The sequence below is a fragment of the Microbulbifer sp. ABM4_008 genome, assembly GCF_056311705.1.
The window spans coordinates 184,444-203,822 of the sequence record NZ_CM149970.1; the positions used below are offsets into that span (position 1 = coordinate 184,444).

General features: G+C 44.3%; 22 protein-coding genes. 3 read left to right on the forward strand and 19 right to left on the reverse strand.

Features of this window, described 5'->3' with window-relative positions:
* Positions 1-20 precede the first annotated feature (20 nt).
* Entirely contained in the window at positions 21-983 is a 963-nt protein-coding gene (locus tag ACYX4J_RS00855) for an alpha/beta hydrolase (RefSeq protein ID WP_476177665.1), read from the reverse strand.
* Between the two features lie 434 nt (positions 984-1,417).
* Positions 1,418-1,690 carry a hypothetical protein gene (locus ACYX4J_RS00860; RefSeq protein ID WP_475709234.1) on the reverse strand — a complete coding sequence of 91 codons (273 nt, stop codon included), beginning with the start codon at positions 1,688-1,690 and terminating at the stop codon, positions 1,418-1,420.
* Between the two features lie 1,543 nt (positions 1,691-3,233).
* Here ACYX4J_RS00860 and csrA point away from each other — a divergent pair.
* Entirely contained in the window at positions 3,234-3,422 is a 189-nt protein-coding gene (gene csrA, locus ACYX4J_RS00865) for a carbon storage regulator CsrA (protein WP_444895861.1), read from the forward strand.
* 93 nt (positions 3,423-3,515) lie between these two features.
* Here the strand turns inward: csrA and ACYX4J_RS00870 are convergent, their stop codons facing one another.
* The 7 genes from ACYX4J_RS00870 to ACYX4J_RS00900 form a co-directional block, all read right to left on the reverse strand.
* Entirely contained in the window at positions 3,516-3,860 is a 345-nt protein-coding gene (locus ACYX4J_RS00870) for a hypothetical protein (protein WP_476177666.1), read from the reverse strand.
* A 114-nt stretch (positions 3,861-3,974) separates the two neighbouring features.
* Positions 3,975-4,700 (reverse strand): MBL fold metallo-hydrolase, encoded by a 726-nt coding sequence (locus tag ACYX4J_RS00875; protein ID WP_475709237.1) that lies wholly within the window; start codon positions 4,698-4,700, stop codon positions 3,975-3,977.
* Positions 4,701-5,031: 331 nt separating this feature from the next.
* The gene (locus ACYX4J_RS00880) at positions 5,032-5,475 is read right to left on the reverse strand and encodes a hypothetical protein (protein WP_476177667.1); all 444 of its coding nucleotides are present in this window, start codon (positions 5,473-5,475) and stop codon (positions 5,032-5,034) included.
* 502 nt (positions 5,476-5,977) lie between these two features.
* Positions 5,978-6,367 carry a hypothetical protein gene (locus ACYX4J_RS00885; protein WP_475709239.1) on the reverse strand — a complete coding sequence of 130 codons (390 nt, stop codon included), beginning with the start codon at positions 6,365-6,367 and terminating at the stop codon, positions 5,978-5,980.
* A gap of 434 nt (positions 6,368-6,801) precedes the next feature.
* Positions 6,802-7,215, reverse strand: a complete 414-nt coding sequence (locus tag ACYX4J_RS00890; RefSeq protein ID WP_444918418.1) for a hypothetical protein — start codon at positions 7,213-7,215, stop codon at positions 6,802-6,804.
* A 114-nt stretch (positions 7,216-7,329) separates the two neighbouring features.
* Positions 7,330-7,704, reverse strand: coding sequence for a DUF6896 domain-containing protein (locus ACYX4J_RS00895; protein WP_444940560.1), 375 nt, complete (start codon positions 7,702-7,704; stop codon positions 7,330-7,332).
* A gap of 78 nt (positions 7,705-7,782) precedes the next feature.
* The gene (locus ACYX4J_RS00900) at positions 7,783-8,097 is read right to left on the reverse strand and encodes a hypothetical protein (RefSeq protein WP_475709240.1); all 315 of its coding nucleotides are present in this window, start codon (positions 8,095-8,097) and stop codon (positions 7,783-7,785) included.
* A 323-nt stretch (positions 8,098-8,420) separates the two neighbouring features.
* Here ACYX4J_RS00900 and ACYX4J_RS00905 point away from each other — a divergent pair, with 323 nt between their 5' ends.
* On the forward strand, positions 8,421-9,362 hold the full coding sequence (locus tag ACYX4J_RS00905) for an IS110 family RNA-guided transposase (RefSeq protein ID WP_476177668.1): 942 nt from the start codon (positions 8,421-8,423) through the stop codon (positions 9,360-9,362).
* A gap of 28 nt (positions 9,363-9,390) precedes the next feature.
* Here the strand turns inward: ACYX4J_RS00905 and ACYX4J_RS00910 are convergent, their stop codons facing one another.
* From ACYX4J_RS00910 to ACYX4J_RS00955, 10 genes are all read right to left on the reverse strand, one after another.
* Complete coding sequence (locus ACYX4J_RS00910; protein WP_476177669.1) at positions 9,391-10,032, reverse strand: hypothetical protein; 642 nt, start codon at positions 10,030-10,032, stop codon at positions 9,391-9,393.
* Between the two features lie 104 nt (positions 10,033-10,136).
* Positions 10,137-10,355, reverse strand: coding sequence for an Imm32 family immunity protein (locus ACYX4J_RS00915; protein WP_475709241.1), 219 nt, complete (start codon positions 10,353-10,355; stop codon positions 10,137-10,139).
* A 477-nt stretch (positions 10,356-10,832) separates the two neighbouring features.
* Complete coding sequence (locus ACYX4J_RS00920; protein ID WP_444896463.1) at positions 10,833-11,237, reverse strand: SMI1/KNR4 family protein; 405 nt, start codon at positions 11,235-11,237, stop codon at positions 10,833-10,835.
* Positions 11,238-11,293: 56 nt separating this feature from the next.
* Positions 11,294-11,755, reverse strand: coding sequence for a hypothetical protein (locus tag ACYX4J_RS00925; RefSeq protein ID WP_475709242.1), 462 nt, complete (start codon positions 11,753-11,755; stop codon positions 11,294-11,296).
* A gap of 81 nt (positions 11,756-11,836) precedes the next feature.
* Positions 11,837-12,439: a hypothetical protein gene (locus ACYX4J_RS00930; protein WP_475709243.1), complete on the reverse strand. Its 603-nt coding sequence runs from the start codon at positions 12,437-12,439 to the stop codon at positions 11,837-11,839.
* Positions 12,440-12,491: 52 nt separating this feature from the next.
* Positions 12,492-13,337, reverse strand: a complete 846-nt coding sequence (locus ACYX4J_RS00935) for an IS3 family transposase (RefSeq protein ID WP_282933833.1) — start codon at positions 13,335-13,337, stop codon at positions 12,492-12,494.
* Positions 13,338-13,345: 8 nt separating this feature from the next.
* Positions 13,346-13,654 (reverse strand): transposase, encoded by a 309-nt coding sequence (locus tag ACYX4J_RS00940; protein WP_282933834.1) that lies wholly within the window; start codon positions 13,652-13,654, stop codon positions 13,346-13,348.
* 175 nt (positions 13,655-13,829) lie between these two features.
* Positions 13,830-14,285: a hypothetical protein gene (locus ACYX4J_RS00945; RefSeq protein ID WP_476177670.1), complete on the reverse strand. Its 456-nt coding sequence runs from the start codon at positions 14,283-14,285 to the stop codon at positions 13,830-13,832.
* Between the two features lie 1,196 nt (positions 14,286-15,481).
* A complete protein-coding gene (gene ptsP, locus ACYX4J_RS00950; protein ID WP_475709249.1) occupies positions 15,482-17,734 on the reverse strand; it encodes a phosphoenolpyruvate--protein phosphotransferase in 2,253 nt (750 codons plus the stop codon).
* Positions 17,735-17,842: 108 nt separating this feature from the next.
* Positions 17,843-18,349, reverse strand: coding sequence for an RNA pyrophosphohydrolase (locus ACYX4J_RS00955; protein ID WP_413665896.1), 507 nt, complete (start codon positions 18,347-18,349; stop codon positions 17,843-17,845).
* Between the two features lie 338 nt (positions 18,350-18,687).
* Here ACYX4J_RS00955 and ACYX4J_RS00960 point away from each other — a divergent pair, with 338 nt between their 5' ends.
* A complete protein-coding gene (locus ACYX4J_RS00960) occupies positions 18,688-19,356 on the forward strand; it encodes a histidinol-phosphatase (protein WP_444919255.1) in 669 nt (222 codons plus the stop codon).
* Positions 19,357-19,379 lie beyond the last annotated feature (23 nt).

The window sequence follows — 19,379 nt, forward strand, 5'->3', positions numbered from 1 at the left end:
AGTCAGTCAGATTGTAAGCATCACTTGGATTTGTGTGTTAGCTTACCAAACCAGTGAATTAACTCCCGACTTTCATTGTCACCAATTATTGACATACTTGGGTGGTTTCGGTCGTCAACTTTTACAATTGAAACACCATTCGATGCTAGATTGCTATAGCTTCTGTGTGGAGCAATAGGATCTGAAGATGATGCAAAAATAATTATAGGTACACTAGAAGATCCAATAATTGGCTTAATGTCCGTCTGCTCAAGGGTGATATCGGCTCTAACTAAACTATCTAACGCTCCTTGCTTGATGCTTTCCTCTGAGAAAAGCATTGTCATACTCGGAAAGTTAGCTTTAGTATAATTTAAAGCTGCCTTATCAAATCGAAGCATTGGAGCTTGTAGTATTATTCCATCAATGTCATTTCTTAAAGTAGAAATGTGCATTGCAGTTGTACCACCCATAGAGTTACCAACAATATACAGGGTTTTATTTTCATATTTGTTGATAATTTCGTTGACTATTTTACTATCACCAACACCGTATTCTTTATCCTCATCAGACTCACCATGCCCTAATAAGTCAGGGACTATAACTCTAAAGCCTAACATTCTGAAGTACAGAGCCGAATTCAGCATAAACTCTTTAGATGCCCTAAAACCATGTATATGAACAACTGTTCCTGAATGTAATTCAGGTAGTGAGCTTTTTAAAATGTCTAAACTAACAGTGCTTTCCGCACCGCTAAATGATTCCAGGGAAACCGTATAGCGAAGCTTCTTGTTTTCAAGTGGCTCCCCTAGAAGATAGTTTGTGCATACTTTATGCTCTGTAGAGCAATACCGGTTGTTCTTAAACCCATAAGTTTCAATATTATCGAAAGAAACAATCTCTTTAAAATCAAAGCTATTAGACCGCTCAATATATTCTGTAACTACTGTGGAACAGCCAATAGCTATGCTGCTCACAAATGCTAATATCAATTTCTTAATCATAATCTTTAATGATATAGGGAAAGATAATACTCTTACCTGTTACACTTGATGCCAAAGCTCAATAGATTGTGTGGTTGGGCCTTCTCCCCACCTTATTGTGATATTACCCCTACTGAGCACAGATGGAGCATTAATAAAGATAACCACTTTATTGTCAAAGCTACATGCCTCTAGGTACAGCCAGATAGATTTCGACTTCACCCGAATAAGAGTTGGACTAATTGTATTTGAAAATATAGCCGGAATCTGATCGCCTGTAAGTATTATATTTTCAGAGCTATCCATAAGCTCTAGTGATGAATGATAGAGAGATGTTAACTGTTCATTAGTCAAACGCTTTGCTGCGACCACTTTATCAGATTGTGCTGTGCACGCGTTTTCACCACAACTTATAATTAAAGCGGTACATGCTATAAGAACTAGAAGTTTAAGTTTTACAAATTTACGTAACAATTAAGATTGGACCCTATTGCTAATAAAAATACTTCTATTGACAAGTTCTCAGTGCCGGTTGAACTAGCATCTAAGACACTATTTACACTTACTTCTGATTTTTCAAAATTAAATACAAGGTCATAAACATTTCCATTAAACTCTCTAAAAGCTATCGATGGGTTAAGCTTAGCTTCTTCAACAGTCGCTTCAATACGCCCAATCAAGCGCTCGGAGAGTTCTTCACGAATAAAATTTTCTAGTAACACACCCATTGTTAGGCCTTTCCGCCAATTAGGTTCCATCTCTGTATTAAGCCAAGCGAATAGGTTAAGCCGAGAATTAAACATATGCCTGAGCTGGTTAGCCAGAAAGTTAGCGAATTATCTGGGAAGGCTGGCATTATGAAATAAAAACCCAGCGCACGAGCCAAAAATATCGTTGAGATTAGTATCAGGCCAAGCCGAATCAGCGGTAACCTAATAATTAAACCCGCCCCAGAAAAAGCGTAGCTAGCCCAAAGCAGTAGAACGGCTGAAATTACGCTAGTTACAATAGTTGGGTAGGGGTGGCCACTTTCAGCTAGTTGAGCCATATGCTCACCGGCACCGAGAAACCGATACCAATCACCACCAAATACTATACACCCGATATGAACTAAAGCAGCCAACACTGTGAGTATCCCTGCTACCTGCAAATAGTTAATTCTCTGACTGACCATTTACTCTCCTTGGCTGGTCTATTCGTATATTCGAAAATGGACAAAATCATATCACTTATCAGCATGCACAGAGAATGGAAAATGACTCAAATCAGGGAAAGATACCCACTAGTATACTAACCAGTATCGATTGAAGAATATTCCAGTGGCCATATCTCGCGTACAGTATATTCGCATTGAGCCATCTTTTAAAAAAAAATGTTATAAATCAACAGGTTAGGGTGCTTGCTGAAATATTTTTAATATCAGAATGTATCATAAGTAGCACCCAGCCAAAATATACGGCTTGAGAAGAGTAATTAATGAGTTTTCAGGGACATTGAACTTTTAAATAGGTACGATCATGCAGGATATCTCTCCTAAATTACTGGCTGAAAATCAGAGTGCGAATGCCAATGGGTAAGTCGCATAAAACCCACGGCAATATATCCAATACTTAGAAGATACTTAGCCTTTCTCTTTTGAAATGAGGAGTACGTTTACGTATTTATTTTTGATTGTCTTGTGCCTTGAGGTTCTAACGTAAAGGCCATTAAAGATTGCCAATACGATTGGCCATTTTCTACATAAGCCGATATTTTCCAAGGCGGTAACTTACAAAAAATAGGCACAAAAATGATCTTATTGAAATTTATTAAGTTTGTTTCAGTGTCAAATCTGCGTAAAATCGATGGACATTTATTGGTATTTTGGTCGTAAATAGGACGCTTTTTGAAGGCCTATAACCAAAGAAACTCAATAGAATAAGATTTTTATAAAAGATTCACCCTCTCAAAGGAGAACGGTAGCGTGACGTAAGAGTAAGTAAAAGGCGCTGACCCAAGGTGCGGGAACACCAGGGGCCAGCTAACCAAATTGATAACTAGACTATCAAAATGGCTATATGGATCATACGCTAGAAACCCGCTCGTCTTCAATAAAGTGGAGTACATCCAGCGGCTTGGAGAGACTCTCCAAGCTCTGGCAGCGTTGCGTCCGCCTTTTCTTCTTCTATGCCTATCGTTCACGCGCTCCCCCTGCATTCTTCAACAGATTAGTTTCTCAGCCGTCCATCAATAAAAAGTCTACCCATGGTTTGAAAAGCAGAGAATAGAAATATGTTGATCTTAAAGCGCAGAACTGGTGAAAACCTAAGGATCGGAGCCAATGTCTCAATCACAGTGTTGGAAGTTAAGGGAAATCAGGTAAAGATAGGAATACAGGCTCCCAGATCACTTCCAGTTCACCGTGAAGAAATTTACATACGTGTCCAGAAGGGAAGGGTGCAGGGGAATAGAAACTGTTGAGAACATGACCCTAATTGTGGAACACTCAAAGCATCGGCATCAAAACCTTAGCAGAGCTGCGGTATTGGTGCCAGGTGCCGTTGCTAGTTACGTCTATTCACCTGATGGTACTACTTGATAAACACCGGCCTCATTTAGTAAAACGCCATTGGACATCATATAAGCAAAAATTAACATAGATAAGATAACTACAGCTAAATGAACCTTCGTTGCTGAATTGGCGTACTTAGAAAGATAACCCAGGCCATTTTTTTGGCCTGAAGTGGCTGCAATGGCGAATGGTAATAATACAACTATTGCTAGTCCAGCTAAGAAGAAGTACGAAAGATATTCCTCATAATAATAAGGGAACCATGACTCATAGAAGGCTGTAAAAGTAAGATAATATGCAGCAAGTGCAAGTAGGAGTGTGATGGTAAAAATCAATAGTTTCTTCAAATCAAATACCAAGACTTTCAATAGAGCGTAGGCTCCTGTAGTTAACAAGTTTTACAGTGAAGGGCTCTTCCTCAGAAGAATAATAACAAAAGATGGGTGCTAAAGCTCACCCTATCAATGAGCTTGTTGCAAACTCTCTTCATTATCTATCACGGAGATTGTTCTCTCTATGAATCTTTTGTAAGCCTTTTTAGGTATAAATGTGGCTTTATCGCTCGCGTTGAATTTCTGTAAAATACTCTTTAATTGTGTATCCGCTATTATTATCTCTAGATCTGCTTCTTTATGATAAAGTTCTCGAACTCTATTTATCCATGAAAAAGTATTTTCTCTAAATTCAATTAGAGATGATTTATTGGCAGTAACACCATGCCCGGGTATGATTAAGCTTTGATCATCACCCATATTTAAAATAGTATCAACTGCGCTGCTGAAGCCTTTAACTCCACCAGCATAAAATGTGGGATGCCAGCTAGTATCGAAAATATCACCAACAAATATTGCGTTACTCTCCTTATGATAAAATATATTGTCAATCGATGAATGAGACTCAACTTTAATATGAGTAAACCCTTTCAGGGGAATGTCACCCTCTATTAGCTTTCCACCTTTATTTTCAAAATACTTATTGCCTCCAGTGTGATCAGAGTGTGCATGTGTATTTAAGATAAAAATGATAGGCTTATTGTAGATCGACTGAATTACTTGGTCTAATTCGGTCAGGTGATTATTTCCCGGCATCGGATCAATTAATATCAAGCCATTTTCTGCAGCTATTAAACCGATATTAGTGCCATATTCCTTTCCACTTAAGATATATAGTTGTTCAGATATTTTCATCTTAACTATGCTTGATGAAGCAGTGGAGCTGATGAGTATGAATATTATTGAAAGAAGAATTTTGAAAATATTCAAAGCAAATCCTTTTGCATTTTAGTTAAATTTCATCGATATGTTAAACACCGTAAGACGTGACTATCAACATATCGTGAGCTTTGGTTTCAAAGTTTTCCTTACCTTACGTAATTTAGATGCACCTTTGTGTTAGGGCTAAATCTAACTATATAGGGTGTCTACTAAATGTGGGTAAGTCTTGGATATAACGCCTTTAGTCGCAGACAGAAAATTCGCTAGTCTTTTTGTGTGATCTTGCCCTGATAAAATGGATACACTACTGAAATACCGCGTTAAATTTCTCTTTATCAAGGTGTTTCTCAAATGCTCCTAGCGACTGACCAACTGAGGGCTCAGCCATTAGTTCTTGCATTGCTACTTCTCCAACAACCTTAAATGCTTGATCAAAGGCAGCTGAACCCAGTACTTTTGAAGCCGCCTTAGCTTGACTGGGGCAATCTTCAGTTATAAGCCGGGTAATTAATGCCCCAACATACTTACTTGAATCTCCAATATCTGACTCGGTAACCTTTGAAAAAGGTTTGATCGAGCTATGCGAGGACATGCCAAAAAAAATCCATTTGGCCAAATTTTTCCTTTCTTTACCATTCATTGAGTCTGTGAGGCATATACTAAGCTGCTGCGCCTCTTGGTTGGCATATGCCGCACCAGTAGCGATGAGAGATGAGGACAATACTATTGCTTTAATAATTTTATTCACTATTAACTTCTCATTTGAATTCTACGACCTAACGTTTTTATTTGCGAAACAGCGTCAGCTGGTTCCGCAACCTAAACTTGGTACGCCCAACATGGTTGCGGACTAATGGGGTGAAAGTCCTCTGCAGAAAGATCACCATTTAATGGGCTCCATTAAATGCTAACTACTAGCGAAAGGCAACTGAAACACCGTGAGGTCTTGTGGTGAGGAAGCCGCTGGCAAAGCTATGAGCTGATGAACAAAAACATAATATAGAGCTTAGCCTGGAGGCGAGGTAGCTAAGGATACCGAAGCCAAGTAACCTAATGGGCAGAGTAAATGATGCAGTGTATTGTGTAAGTTCACGTTCATATCTGGGGAAAGCTGTGACACTAAACTCAGATGAAGATCTGCTTGATACTATCATTGGTAAGAGATTCATCACGGATAGGGAACCGCCCATTGCGGACTCGCACGATGGGTGGTGTGGGGGCTGGTAGCTAGAAACTACCGGCTACCCGATTTAGGTGCCACCACCTTCAACATATATGACTTTAGTGTTGCAGCCTTTAATATTTGAGTCTTTAACGTATGTCGTTGTTTCAACGAGTTTAGACGCTGATCGATAGAACAGTGCACAGCGGCCAGTGGCTGTACTTGTGTCAATATTTACAGGCTTTGAGTTTTCAAGGTCAAAAGAGACATAAACTTCACAGGGGCCAGATGAGAGTATGTCTACACCTGCAGCAGTCTTGCTAGGGTAGATCTGTTTTCCTGGGATTAGTATTGCGTTGTCGCAAGAGGTTTTAGCCATTAACGGCGTGCATAAGACTAGAAGAGTTACAGTGAGAAATCTCATGGCAAGAAGCGCCTGGGGTGCGTAACAGCCGTACTGCTTAAACTGCTTATGCATTTTTTGCCTTTATATGTGACAAGCCGAACAAAAGACCAATAATCAAAAATATCAGATGCATGTTCCTGGGCCAGACAAAGTAATTATATAAGCTTGGCGGCCGATGGCTGAATACAAGCATATAGAGAATTACAGCCAAAGGCCCAGATAGGGTACAAAAAAGTACCGCCCATCCCTTTAGATTGAATTTACTTGAAATCCAAATAATTGGAGAGCCAACTAGCAATAGATATATCGCTACGATAGCCAAGGAGAGGAGCCAAGCCTCTATGCTGTCAGAAGCCCAAAACCACCCCAGCTGTAGCCAAGCAATGCACTGAAACATTACAAAGCCAACCGTTCCCAATAGCAGAACGTGCTTAATGTAGTAGATGATAAGTGCCTTCATGTTCCTATACATAACGTCCCAGCCAGCTGCCGCCTTGAATGGCTTGTTATAAGTTTTTATCTCTTAGCTGTTTTAATATATCTCGGCGATAGTGTTCCGCGTGATCTACTGTATAAGAGCAATGGCTATAGCTGGTATATTTTTTTTCATTTTTCCCACAAACTAAGTATTTACTACCTATCGTTGGATATTGGTCACAAGACGAACCAATCATATGCTCAATCTTAAGCCCTTTTACTTTACCAGGATCGCCTTGAAATACTTCAATCGGGGCACCAAATTTTCCCTTTATTTCGCCTCCTGACTCATCAGATTCTTTATATTCTGCTTTTACTAACCGAGCGATAAACAAAGAATCACACGAAGACAAATAATCCTCGACTTCAATATTTGAACAAGAGCATGCCATACCCATTTTGGGAAGTATTAATACCAATAGAAATATCAGGACATTCTTCATTTTACACTTACTCATAACGCTAAGCTAAACGGCAGGCGAAGTAACGCGTAGCCTGTCCGGTGGAGGCCGCGCTTTTTGCGGCCGGAACGTATTTGAGCGCATTGTTATAGCCCACTACTTTAGTGCCTCGGCGACAAAACACTTTAATAGACCTTCGTCTTCATAGAGTTCTCGGTACTCTGCTAGAGGAAGGTTGCCCTCGTTATATTGTTTTTCAAAAAATAACCGCAACCGCCACTCGTCTGGGTCTGGCTTATCAAAATCGAAGTCGATACCTCCAACATCAGCGGTGCGGTACACGTCAACACCGATGCCATGGGTCACGTACATCCAGTTTGTGCCTGGGATAGATTTTCTCCCTCGGTGTTCGCTTTTGAGGATATCTTCTGCCTTTTCCAGATCAAATGCACGAATCAAAAGCTCCTCTGCCCACGCCTTTTGAGCGTACCAAAGGGGAATTATTTTTTTAATTTTCTCGAGGTTATCCATTATTTTCTTGCGCTATAACGCCCGCGGAGGTCCGAAGGGCTGTAGCATACTGCCTGAGATTGTTAGAAATACTTGGCACTATCTCTTTTTTCCTAAACTTGGCAGCCCACCAGAAAGCGGCCAGGCACCTTGCCTACGATGCCCGAAGCCTGGATTAGATTTACCCTTTGTTTCAGGTGCAAACGGGATAGAACTTAATTCCTGCTGATTAAATACCTCACCAGGATGATTCAAGCCATAGTGGCTTTCTATACTAATAAACGGTACACGGAGGTTACAAGCTGGACATGAAACTGTGGAATTTTTTAGCTTGAACAATGCTCTCTGATTTCTTATCCGGATTTTAGCCTTAGCTTCACTTTTTCCATTCTTTTTCTTCTTTTTCCTAGCCATGGATCACCAGATGATTTCTAACGCCGCCAACACAGGCCGAGCGCAGCGAGGTCCAGCCCAATGTGTTTTTTTGCATTGGGCAATTGTGCTTGGCTTTGTATGATTGCTCTTGTCTGATTCTGATGTTGAAAATCCTTTTCGTTAACGGGTAAATTGAGACCCACCTTCGGCGGCCACCGAAGGCCTTGTTTATCACAGTTCGCTGCTTGACTGGTTCGTAAAAGACCGATAACAAGTATGAACGTGATAAGCACTCACTAGGCATAACTCGGATAGTCATGTGGGCCTCGAGCCCGAATAGCAAGGCGGAGATAGCTTATCTTATGGAACCTCAAGAGATCAATGTCGGTATCGATACCAGCAGTAAACAACTCGATATTTATGTGAGACCTACTGGCCAATTCTTTAGTGTTGCCAATGATAAAAATGGCATTAAGGATGCCATTAAACAATTACAACCTCTTAAACCTCAAAGAGTATTAATAGAGTCTACAGGAAGACTCGAATTAGAGTTTGTTTGCGCCGCTGACAGAGCAGGATTACCTGTTGTTGTTTGCAACCCTTCACAGATAAGAAGCTTCGCTAAATCCGCAGGGCGCCTCGCCAAAACTGACAAGCTAGATGCAATGGATATTGCACATTTTGGTGAGGCCATGAAGCCAAGACTATCGGAGCTAAAGCCAGTAAAGCTTAGGGAGATCAGTGACTTACTGGCTGTAAGAAGTCAGTGTTTAGAGATGAGTACAATGCAAAAGAATCGGCTTCAGAGGATGCCGAAATCAGTACACAAACCTATCCAGACCATTCTAAACACCATCAAGAAAGAGTTACAAGGTATCGACAAGCAACTGGATAAACTGGTTAACAGTGTGTCTGAGTGGCGGCAAAGGCGCGACCTATTGTTGAGTGCCAAAGGGGGCGGAAATGTATTGGCTTATACGCTGATGAGTGAACTTCCCGAACTAGGAAAATTGAACCGTAAAGAAATCGCTGCACTTGTAGGTATCGCTCCGATGAACCGTGATAGCGGCAGCTTCCAGGGAAAGAGATATATTCGAGGAGGAAGGCATCGTGTACGAACAGTTTTGTTTGTCTCCATCATGTCAGCCATTCAGCATCATCCCAAATTAAAGCCGATGTATAAGCGATTAGTCGACGCTGGCAAACCTAAAAAGGTTGCTCTGATTGCCTGCATGAGAAAGCAGATTACCATCCTGAATACGATGGTGAAAAATAACACCTATTGGGATGAAAGTATGGCTTAAAAACTTGACGAGTAACCATAGTCACTTGTTAGGCATTTTGTAGTTCGGTTAATAATTGGGAAGCTGATATTACATTTGGTTTATAAACTAGACTTTTAGCCTGATTTATAGACCTTTCTAATTTGGCATCCAAGGTTAAAAAGTAATCTGCCTCATTTATCTCTGCACACCACAAGAAATACGCATCTGCAAGCTGATTGTAATTGGCATCCTTTCCTTGTAATGCACCAGAGAATTTCGCTAACTCTAAGAATCTTGGGTGTTTCAGATTATGAAGGAAATTGTGAAATTGCTTGTCGGTAGGCCCTGAATTTAACCAGCTAGGACCCCCTAGAACCGTATTAAATTCAGGCGGCCGCTCCGCGTATTTGATGTCGCTACCATAAAAGAATTCTTTCCTAAATCTTCCCGCCCTACGCACCTCTGAATAGATATTATCAAAATCCATGATCAGAGTGGCACGGAGAGCTTTCAATTTAGATGCCAGCTCTTCCAAACAATCAATTTCCGCCCTCAGTTTTTGGTTTTTTGCTGGTTTCTTGTTAATTGTTTGAATTGGTCCTTTTCTTACCAATGGCTCACCTGGCTTAGCTCCACCAAAATATATATCCATAGTGCGATATGTTGTCGCTGAGTGCTGAATAATATTGCAATCTAGGAATACCTTCATATCTCGACATGCCTAACGCTCTAATAACCGGCAGCCGAAGCGTAGCGTAGACTGTCCGGCGCGCCCCCTTCGCGCGCGAAGTTCATTAGCTTTTTAAGCATAAATTACTCCGAATCTGGATTGTGAACTACTAATACAGGAGGAGATTCGCCCTCTTCGAAATGCTCATGCTCCCAGGAGCAGCCTTTTTTAATGATGCTTTCTGCACAATGCACCAAAAAAGTAGCCAAAGATCTTAGACACTCTGGATTTGCCGAAATTGTTACCTCATCCAATTCCAGTAGTTCATCACCTGAGGACTTAGAATATCCGTATATTTTCATTTTTGATGCTTAGCGCTGAGTGAATGGGCCGTGTTGCTGCGAAGCAGCGCTTTTAGCAGTCCAGCCCGAAGGGCGATCATAGCACGCTTTAATAAGCATTTATTACACCGTAACCGAGAATATTGCAACATACACTAGAAGTAACTGCCCTAGCCATGCAGGCCATTTTGAAAAGTGAAGAAGCATGATACCAGCGGCTGTTAATGACGACCCGAAGACAATGCCATATAAAGCGTACAGTCCCTCGGCTATCCCGCATCCTTCTGTAAATAAAAAGCAAGTATAACTATGGATATGCGCCAACACAGATACAAGAATTAGAGTGCATCCTGCCACAATTTCAAATTTGGAAATAATTAATTTTATATTTGCCATAGCTTTATTGCTTAACGCCTCAATAACCGGCAGCGTTGTGGCGAAGCCACGCTTTTAGCTGTCCGGCGCCGTAGGCGCGAAGTTGATTGATTTGTTAAGCATTTACACATTGCTAGCTACCCACTCCATAAAAGAAGGACAAACCTCTCTGAAATGATCTTTGGGTCCAACCTCTGAGGCATAGTCAGTGGGGTCGAACTCAATGACGCTACTTGCGCTACTGGTTGAATCGATACAATAGTGAATTGCACAGCCAACATGGATGAAGGGCACCAGTTCTTTTGGCCACACCCAGTTCGGATCATCTGGATCACCGGAGCAAAAACTCTGATATAAGCTCAAGATCGAGTCGTCTAAGTCTGTTTTGTGCCCGGTAATTATTCCAAGCATTCCACAATCAGGGCCAAAGCCTCCATTTCCTTTTTCTTTGTAGAGTTCAACTAAAGATACAGGAAGTTCTATCCCTGTTTTTTCTTTGAACTCTCTCGCTTCCTTTTCGATGCTCATAACTTGATCTGATGCTTAACGACAAGGTAATGGGCAGCCTTGTGGCGAAGCCACGCTTAAGGCTGTCCAGCCGAAGGCGACATTGACCGCCTTGTTATGTTTATAGGTAGGTCATACCCTCTCATTGTGTCCCAAACTAACTTTCCTTGGCACTCATAGTAAGAAAAATATACAGCGCTAATGCTTAGTGTTTCAATTTCAGAGGGAGCTGCGTAAAAGTATGCTTTGGAAAAACCTCTTTCTTTTTCTAAGGCTAGCCCTGACGCTAGCTTAACCTTTCCTTGTTCTTTTTTATACAGATTAATACTGCTCAAATCTCTTGAGTTGTATTTTTGAGGCAAGGAAATAGACACATAATAAAGCTCGCCATCAAATTCACTTTTTATTGAGTAAACGTCTACATCCATTTTATACCCATGCTCAGTACCTTCTACTCGGCTAGGGCATGGATTGGGCTCTTCGACAGCAAAACAGCTAACCGAGAGGAAACTTAAAATCACGAGAAGAACTTTGTTCATAAGTAAACATAACACCCACATAAAAGGCCGACCGAGAGGGAGGTCCAGCGCAACGAAGTGGAGCGATTTTTGATGTGTTTGTTATGTTTTTTCACATAGGACACTGTATTTTACGCTTTTATAGCTATTTACTTTATCTAAAAATAGGCGGCAGCTTTGATCACCCTGCTTCAGGTTTATGTACTGCCCTACAGTCATGTTGGATTTTTGATTGTTAAATACAATATTTGCATCATCATCGTAGACTGTTGTCACGCTTAGTATGTACTTTGCACTGAATAGCTTTTTAACATCGCCTTCGTATAAGTCAAACTCCTGATGATTGGAGAAAAGGGCATCGATCCTCCCCTTAAGAACGTCGATTTCTTTCTTTTTCTCTTGGATTTCCTTTGAGCGTTTCTCTGAAATATTTTTTTCTTCTATTACACTCAATTTTAATCGTGATATTTCGCTATTTAGTTTATCGAACTCTTCTTGCTTGTTAAGTTGCAAAGACAATTTGTCGGCTGCATCAGCAGCCTTTTTTGACAACTCTATGAGGTTTAGCTTTTCGGACGTTTCGTAGGCGGCTATTTGTTGCTTTAAAACATCTATTTGCTCTCCACGCAAATACCAAGTGGCGGCAGCCGTGACAGTAATAACAGTAAATAATGCCGCCGAGACTTCTTTCACATTAAATTGCAAGACATAAACTCCTTATGAAACTGGTCTTGCCCACAAAAAGTAGACACTCTAACTATGCGTATTTTCGTTCATACTCTGCTGGACTTACATAGCCCAATGCAGAGTGCCTACGAACCCTATTGTAGAAAATCTCAATGTATTCAAACACCTCAGATTTTGCTTGCTCTTCGCTTTCGAATGTTCCGGCATAGACCAGCTCGACTTTTAGCCTGCTAAAGAATGATTCCATTGCCGCATTATCCCAACAGTTAGCCTGGCGACTCATACTCGGCTTGCACTTACTTTCGGACAAGAGATCCTGGTATTTCTGCGATCGATATTGCACACCCCTGTCAGAGTGAACTAGCAGTCCAGGCTTTATTGGTCGTCGCTCTAGGGCCATTTTCAATGCTCGACGTGTCAATTCATCGGTCATCTGCGAGTCGAATGCCCAACCTACAATACGTCGAGAGTACAGATCCATAACTACCGCGAGGTATAGCCACCTATCCAGAACCCAGATATACGTAATGTCACTGGTCCAGCGGCAATTTGGTCGATCCACATCAAAGCAACGCTTAAGTAAGTTGGCGGAGACGTTAATGCTCCCCTCTACGGGCTGACTATATCGAAAGCCTTTGCCGTTTCTCGCTTTAATATGTTCCTGTTGCATAAGCTTAGCGACGTAGTTCCGCGAGCATGGCTCACCTAACTCTTGAAGCTCGCAAGCAATTCTAGGCGCGCCATAACGACCTTTAAACTCAACAAACGTCTCTCGGATTTTCTCGATTGTTCGTATCTCTCTAATCGTGCGAGCAGATGGCAATCGCCCCCGCCATCGATAATAACCCGATCTTGAGACTTCTAAACACCGACACATCAAACTAACCGGGAATGACCCTACATGCTCTTGTATCAATGCGTACTTTACTCTTGGTGGTTCGCAAAGTACGCAGCTGCCTTTTTTAGAAACTCAACCTCCTGACGAGCTTCATGCAGCTCCTTCTTGAGTTTGCGAACTTCAGCGCTTTCCTGTTTGGAATAGTCGACACCGTCTAAACTATTGAACTGCTTATCAGACAGTCGATTAAATTGACGACGCCAGTTGTAGATCTGCTGTGCGCTGACGCCTAGCTCTCGCGCCACAGAAGCCGTTGTTGCTCCAGCCTTTTCCGCTCTCTTAACTGCTTCTCTGCGGAACTCCTCCGTATACGCCTGAGTTCTTTTCTTACCCATGATACACCTCCGTGTTAGGCCTAAACCTAACTATACAGGGTGTCTACTAAACGTGGGTAAGTCTTAAATATAACGCCAAGCTAAACGGCACAAATGGCTGTGGTAGAGTGAAACGAACCACGGCCATTTGTGTCCGGCGGAGCCCCGCAGGGGCGGAGCAAATTTAAGCGCCTTGTTATAAATTTTCACTTTCCAGCCTCAACTTAACAAGCTCTTTATCCTCAAAACTAAAATATGAATCTAGTATTTTACATTCTCCAGTAGATTCACACTCAAGCAGCGTGAATACTTTCCGTTGATCCTGTTGGGTACAGTTGGAGTCGTATGAATATTTATTCTTTTTTACACAGCCATATTTTGGGTTCAGTTTAAACTTCCATAACTTAGGGTTAGACAGCTTGATAACTATATCGGCATCATCGCTCAAGGCCTCGTACTCATATTTTTCCGAAGGTAAACCCAGACTCTCGACTATTATTTGACCATCGTTAACAATTAGGTAATTTTTGTTCCACGGCATTTTCCCTAAAAAAGCGTACGAAGGCTGCCAAACTCCATTGGGCACTTTAGCGGACCCGGCCCAAGAAACTGCTGCAAAAAAGGGTACTAGTATAGTCAGTAATATTTTCATCTTTCGCCTTGGTATTTATAACGCCGCCGGCAGGGGCAGCTTACCTTGTGCGCATTTTGCGCGAAACTGGGAGCACAGCGACCTACGCAAAAGGTGCACAAGGTACGCTGTCCCGCGGAGGGCCGTAGGCCCGGAGTAAATTGCCCGGCTTTGTTAAAACCCAGACCACCTGTATGCACCAAGTATGAGGTCTGAGTACTTAGCTCCAAGACTTCTATAGAGGCTTCTATTGGCCTCGAGCTTTGACTCTAAGTCAGAGTCTTTAAGGTGAAATACACCCCGATTAATGATCACTAACAAGTTACATATTGTGAACTCACGCTCATGCCTTTCGGTAGGATAGTTTGAGCATAAAGATATCACTTCTCCGGGAACATAACTTTGGCTAGTTGTCATGATGCAGCCCTGAGCGAAGATAATGCTTTTAAGGCTTTTATAGTAATCGTCAGCATCTGTGCCGTAGTCACTTTTCGCTATAAACCTAAGTTCACTCTCAGTGATGGATTGTATGAATTCGATCATTGGATGTTTTAACATTTATATAGTAATCATTCTGACCACTTTTATCATGATTACTATTTCGGAATCAATTTCCCCGATATAACGGAAATTTTAAATAAAAATCATAGGGTTAGATGTATTTGGTGCTAAAGTGCAAACTACAAAAATAATCACTTTGACTACTATCCCGGTTTTTAACTCAACTTATAACTGACTGATTTGTATAGTATTTTTATACATTCTATGTAAAGCTCAAAAATAACGGTCAAAATGATTATAATTACCTGAGCTGGCACTCACTAACTTGTCAGAATTATCGGGAATTTAGAAGTGTGATGAGGCCAAGGCTTCAGGATTGAGTGTTGTGAAGGATTAGATATTTTTTTAGTTTGAGTGTACTAATTGAGTATCACGCGTATTTAGTAGTTATTTGTTTTTTCTTTGGGTGGGGGATATTCTGCTATGCCATTGACACGCTTAAAAATAAAGTGAGCTTGCCATTTCTGAAAAGTAGCTTAAGGATTAGGAAACATTGAGAAGTTATTTAGAAGGTCAGAATAATGTTGAGCGATATAGCTCTTCATTAATCGCTTGGGCAAATATCTTGCTGTTGCGAGGGGCTAACGGTTTGGTTGTTAGATATTGAACTCAGGCTTTATAAAATTGGGTAAATTTAGATTTAAATACCTCATCATTTACGGCTGCAAAGACACCTTCAGCCCTGCCTCATTAAGAAACCCTTTCACGGTACTTTCAATTTGCTCGGGGCTATTCATCTGCAAAACCTGTTGCAGGAGTTGCTCAATATCAGCTCGGCTAACGGCACGCAGCGTAGCTTTTATTCGCGGTAAGTTAGTTGCGTTCATCGATAGCATATCGTAGCCCATGGCTACTAATAACAATGCACCGCTAGGTTCTCCTGCTAGTTCTCCGCAAATCCCTACTTCGGTACCAACGGCATGGGCCGCTGTTACGATTTCCTGCAAAGCGCGCAGGACTGCCGGGTGCAGGGCGTGGTAAATATTGGCTACGCGGCTGTTATTGCGATCCACCGCCAGGAGATATTGAGTGAGGTCATTACTACCCACCGATATAAAATCTGCATGTACGGCGAGTTCCCGCACTTGGTAGACGGCGGAGGGTACCTCTACCATTACCCCGAGTGGGGGCATAACAATTTCGTAACCTTCTTCAAGCAGCTCCCGGTAGGCTCTTTCCACCAGTTTGCGCGCGGCTTCGAGCTCGTTCAGGCCGCTGATCATGGGGAGCATAATTCGCAGGTTATTTAGCCCCAGGCTGGCTTTCATCATGGCGCGCACTTGCGCCAGGAATATTTCCGGGTGGTCGAGAGTTACGCGAATACCGCGCCATCCCAGAAAGGGATTGGTTTCCTCGATAGGGAAATAGGCCAGTGCTTTATCGCCGCCGATATCCAAGGTGCGCATGGTGACGGGCAGGGGGGCAAAGGCTTCCAGTTGCTCCCGGTAAATTTCCCGCTGCTCTTCCTCGGAGGGGAAACGGTCTCGCAATAGAAAAGGTACTTCGGTACGGAAAAGTCCTACTCCTTCAGCGCCGCGCTCCAGGGAGCGAACAACATCGGCCATCAGCCCGGTATTTACCATCAGGCGAATGCGATGGCCATCGGAGGTGATTGCCGGGAGTTGAGCCAGGTGGTCCAGGTTGCGGGCCAGTTGCTGCTCTTCTGCAACAATATCGTCGTACCGGCGCTTGAGTTCTGCGCCGGGGTGAATATGCAAATCGCCCCGGTAGCCATCCACCACCATATCGACACCGTCGATGGTTTCGTAGGGCAGGTCCTGAACTCCCATTACAGCGGGCAGTCCCATGGCTCGGGCAATAATAGCCACATGGCTGTTGGAGGAGCCTTTAACGGATACGGCTCCGATCAGCTTTTCCCTGGGTACTTCTGCCAATACTGCTGCGGTTAGCTCTTCGCCGATCAGGATGGTGTTATCGGGGAAGTCCCGGTCGCTCTGTTGCTGTTGTCGCAGGTGCATCAGTACTCGGGCGCCCAGGTCGCGAACATCGGCGGCCCTATCGCGAAAGTAGGAGTCGGACATGGCTTCAAAGCGCCGCACATGTTCCAACATAACTTCGGCCCAGGCCCGCTGGGCACTGAGCTGCTGTTGGATGCGATCGCATACCTCGACGGCGAGGGAGCTGTCATCCAACATGCTGATATAGGCATCGAATAGCGCCCGTTCCTCGGGGCTGAGGTCGCTCTTCAGGCGCTCACCGACTTCGCGAATTTCTTCTTGGGCAGCGGTCAGGGCCTGTTGGAACAGGGCCAGTTCAGTGTCCACATCCTCGCATTCGGAGTAGGGCACTGTGCCGAGATTCGCATGCGGGGTGACAATATGTACCCGCCCGATAGCCACACCGGGGGATGCGGCAATGCCAGAGAAGTGAGTTTCCCGTTGTTGCTTGCCAATACAGGCCAGAAGACCGGTGGCCTCGGCGTGGGCGATAACGCCGGCGAGCTGCGCCGAAAGTGTGACCAGGAAAGCTTCCTCCCACTCGTCGAAGCGGCGCTTCTCTTCTTGCTGCACAACCAGGACACCCAGTACGGCGCGGTGGTGAATAATCGGTGTGCCGAGAAAGGCGCTGAAGCGCTCTTCTCCTGTAGAGGGGAAATATTGGAAGGCGGGGTGGGCTTCGGCCCTTTCCAGGTTAATCGGCTCTTCGCGGGTAACTACATTGCCCACCAGTCCCTCGCCGGGGGCCAGGTGGACCTGGCCAACTGCTTTGGGGTTGAGGCCATCGGTGGCCATCAGGACATAGTTGCCGTGTTGCTTGTCGCGCAGATATACGGAGCAGACGCGGGTGTGCATGATTTCCCGCACGCGATGCACAATGATTTCCAGCACCGCGGTGAGGTTCCGGGCGGCATTTACTTCCTGAACGATACTGCGCAGAGATCCGAGCAATGGCCTGTCCTCGCCAATCAACGGAGAAATTCGATGGCCCCGGAAAGTAGAATTTCGATGCTGATCGGGGCCATTTTGTGAAGATTCGCTGCTAACTACCCTATGCGGTCAGCTTTCCTGTCCGCGCAGCCAGCGTCTCTCCAGCTGTATTTGTTGTGGGGCCAGCTCGGTCAGTGCACGCCGGTATACTTCACGCTTAAAGGTCACCACTTTACTCAGTGGGTGCCAGTAGCTTACCCAGCGCCAGTGGTCGAATTCGGGTTTGTAACCGTTGTCGAAGCTGATAGAGGCTTCTTCTGCCTCGAGCCTCAGCAGGTACCACTTTTGCTTTTGCCCGATGCACAGTGGTTCGGAGCGACGTCGAATCAGCCTTTGAGGCAGGCGATAGCGCAGCCAGCCTCTGGTACAGGCAATCATACTGACTTGATCGCGAGTAAGGCCTACTTCCTCGTATAGTTCCCTATATAGCGCCTGTTCAGGGGTTTCGCCCGGATTAATACCACCCTGGGGAAATTGCCAGGCGTCCTTGCCACCTACCCGCCGCGCCCACAGTGCCTGACCGCGGGCGTTGAGCACGATAATACCGACATTGGGGCGGAACCCCTCGGCATCGATATTGCTGCTGCTCTCGCCACTCGTGCCCCGGTTCTTGTTACCGGCCGGGGCTTTATCATTGCGATTCGAATGCTTGGCGGGCTTACGGCGGTTCTTTCGTCCGGCCTGTGCCGGCTTGCCGTCGCCCAAAATACCATCCTCAATACTGTTGTGTGCGGCCGTGCGCTGCACTTACTTGTTCTGCATTGTTCCACAGCGGGGGGTTTACAGCAATTCAGTGACGCAGTCCGTGTGCTGTCGTGCGGCGCAAGGTAAAATTAGCGGCCGCGCAGGGGACGTTTCCGGCTTCCTGGCGGTCAAATGCTTATGGGGAACCTATAGTTATGGGAGAGTCGACGGTGCACTTGGCAATCTTTGATCTGGATAACACGCTGATAGGTGGCGATAGCGATCATGCCTGGGGCGAATTTCTGGTGGAGCGTGAACATGTCGACGGGACCCGTTACCGCTCGGCTAACGATCGCTTTTATCAAGATTACCAGCGCGGTGAATTGGATATTTTTGCCTACCTGGAATTTGCCTTGGAGCCCCTGGCTCAGCTTTCCCGTGGCCAATTGGATAACTTGCAAAGCGAGTTTATGCAGGAAGTTATCAGTGAATTGTGGCTGCCTCGGGCCCAGGAGCTGATCGGCGAGCACCGCCGCAAAGGCCACCACATCATGATTATCACTGCGACCAATCGCTTTGTGGTTGAGCCTATTGCCTCGCGCCTCGGTGTCGATACCCTGCTGGCCACTGAGCCAGAGGAGGATGAGGGGCGGTTCACCGGAAAGGTAGTTGGTGAACCCTGTTACCAGGGGGGAAAAGTTGTCCGGTTGCGCCAATGGCTGGCCCACAACCCGGAATACGCCAACAGTGAAAAGTGGTTCTACAGTGACTCCATCAATGATCTGCCCTTGCTGGGCGAAGTTGAGCACCCAATTGCGGTGGACCCGGATGATCGTCTGCGCGCAGAAGCTAAGGCTCGCGGCTGGCCGGTGATCAGTTTGCGGGAAGAGAGTGAGTAGGTGCTTGCCAGTATTTGTGAAAT